Below are 2,012 nucleotides of genomic sequence, written 5' to 3' on the forward strand. Positions count from 1 at the left end.
TTAGCAAATAAAGACCCTTTAACTGGCCTTGCCAATCGACGGAAGCTGAATGAAGGGTTACACAAACTATTGCAACAACAGGTTTTAATGAATCAACAAATTGCTTTATTATATTTGGATCTTGATGAATTTAAAGAAATAAATGATACCTATGGACATCATGTAGGCGATGAGTTATTAAGACAAGTGACCGAACGTATTAATCAAGTAATTCGAGGGGATGACACTTTCTCACGTATTGGTGGCGATGAATTTGTTATCTTATTGCCGGATGTTGATGATATGGAGGAAGTAGCACAAATCGCAGAGCGTATTCTGGAAGCAGTGGGCCAAACAAGGATAATTGACGGCTATTCATTTTCTACTTCATTTAGCATTGGAATTGCTTTTTATGAAGAGGGAGATAATCCTACAAGTTTAATAGAAAAAGCAGACTATGCTTTATATCAAGCAAAAGATTCAGGTAAAAACAATTATGTTATTTACAACGAATCATAATCTAATAGTACTATCCCTTATCGTGACTATCTCCCTGAGCATTCCTATCATGATGCTCCAGGGGGGATAGTTTTTTTATTGCCTAAAAGACAAAATTTGTACAAAATTATATTATAAAAGTCTTAAGACTGTGATACTATTATTGTATATCTAATAATTGTCAAGATAAGCTAATATTTGATAAATTCAGATAATTTTCGACAATAAATAAAAAATTCGAGATAAGGAAGATGAAAATGGAGCGTGACACATTAGCGAAAGTGATTGATCATGAATTGGTATATCATCATTTTCAACCAATTTATAACCTAACCTCCAATGAACCTATTGGGTATGAGGCACTTTTAAGAACCGATTTATTTGGACATCCAGAGTTATTGTTTGACGCTGCTCATGAAATCGGACGTCTACACGAATTAGATCGTTTATCAATTAAACAGGCCATTAAAGCTTATTCATCAGATCAATATTTTGAACCAGGGCAGACATTGCTTATTAATGTGTTGCCTTCCACCATGATGGATTCATCATTTGCCTTTTGGATACGTGACTTATTGGATTTCTACCATGTCAAACCGCATCAAGTCGTGATTGAAATTAACGAACAAGAACCATCATTTAACTATAATGTATTACGTGATTATGTGTCCATATTAAAAACGTATGGTTTTAATATCGCTTTAGATGATGTCGGTAAGGGATCAGCTTCCCTGCAAGCTATGATTGAATTAGAGCCTCATATCGTTAAAATGGATCGGTACTTTAGCCGAGATTTACCCGACTCATTTCATAGACAGGCGTTACTAAATGCTTTTGTTGCGTATGCAGAAGAAACAACAATTACTCTGATTTTGGAAGGTGTTGAGACATTACCTGAACTGTCAAAAGCCCAAGAGTTAAATGTGACATACGCTCAAGGGTTTTATCTATGTCGGCCACAAGCGCTGGATGACTTGAAACACATGCCGAAGACTCTAACTCTTTAAATGTATGGAGCCTTTCTGTAGTAAAACGCGACCCAACATCAAAGGATATGGTTGATCATGTTATCTACTAAACATAACCGATGTCTACTTTAATTCATATAATCATTCTTTCGACAAAATCAAACAAATTATTTACTTTTGAGAGTATAAGGGCTAAAATAATTTTGATAGGTCAAAAAACCTGTGATAATAGTGTTATATTAATAGAGATAATCAAGGACTTGCTGCTAAAAATTAAAAGTAATGAATATATAGTTGTAAGTATATTTAATCAGAAGATTATCAAGTTAAGATGCTTTTCTTTGACAGTTCTCTCTTTTTAAATTGAATAATCATAACACTAACAGTTTTTAACCAATTTTCATGAAGGAAAGGAGGATCTCATATGGAAACGTTGCAAAAGTGTGTTGTATTTGAGCTTGCAGATGAAGATCATGCTGTATCGATTCAACAAGTATCATCGATTGAAAAAATTCCGACCATTTCAACAGTACCGCAATCTCCAACATACATAAAAGGTGTCGCAGA

3 protein-coding genes are annotated in these 2,012 nt (G+C 34.2%); all 3 read left to right on the top strand.

Annotated features, from left to right (window positions below):
• A partial coding sequence (locus J2S77_RS14380; RefSeq protein ID WP_306978511.1) for a GGDEF domain-containing protein occupies positions 1 to 498 on the top strand: 498 nt, incomplete at its 5' end.
• A 236-nt stretch (positions 499 to 734) separates the two neighbouring features.
• On the top strand, positions 735 to 1,484 hold the full coding sequence (locus tag J2S77_RS14385) for an EAL domain-containing protein (RefSeq protein ID WP_306978513.1): 750 nt from the start codon (positions 735 to 737) through the stop codon (positions 1,482 to 1,484).
• A gap of 385 nt (positions 1,485 to 1,869) precedes the next feature.
• A partial coding sequence (locus J2S77_RS14475; protein ID WP_370871863.1) for a chemotaxis protein CheW occupies positions 1,870 to 2,012 on the top strand: 143 nt, incomplete at its 3' end.

The organism is Alkalibacillus salilacus (assembly GCF_030812915.1).
Classification (GTDB): domain Bacteria; phylum Bacillota; class Bacilli; order Bacillales; family Alkalibacillaceae; genus Alkalibacillus; species Alkalibacillus salilacus.

Excerpts from the sequence above, each read along its gene's own strand:
- J2S77_RS14385 (WP_306978513.1), top strand. The coding sequence starts at position 735 with ATGGAGCGTGACACATTAGCGAAAGTGATTGATCATGAATTGGTATAT.